This window comes from Bacillus sp. AFS017336 (genome assembly GCF_002555445.1).
Lineage (GTDB): Bacteria > Bacillota > Bacilli > Bacillales > Bacillaceae_G > Gottfriedia.
On the sequence record NZ_NUCO01000106.1, the window covers coordinates 1 to 269 of the forward strand.

1 protein-coding gene is annotated in these 269 nt (G+C 63.2%); it reads left to right on the forward strand.

Annotation, left to right across the window (positions count from 1 at the left end; all coding sequences use genetic code 11):
• Positions 1–78 precede the first annotated feature (78 nt).
• Positions 79–269 (forward strand): rod shape-determining protein (locus CN601_RS22280; protein ID WP_179865653.1); only part of this gene is annotated, 191 nt, incomplete at its 3' end.

Genomic DNA, 269 nt, shown 5'->3' on the forward strand with positions numbered 1-269 from the left:
GGCTTGTCGGCCTCGAATTCTGCCCATTTTTTCGCCATCCCGCGGCGGGCACGACACCCCTCAGGACTCCTTCCTCAGATGTTCAAGAAACTCCGTGGCATGTTCTCCAACGACCTGTCCATCGACCTGGGCACGGCCAACACCCTTATTTACGTGCGTGGGCAGGGGATCGTGCTGAACGAGCCGTCGGTCGTGGCCGTGCGCCAGGACCGTGCCATCGGTGGCACCCGCTCGGTGGCAGCCGTAGGCGCCGAAGCCAAGCAGATGCT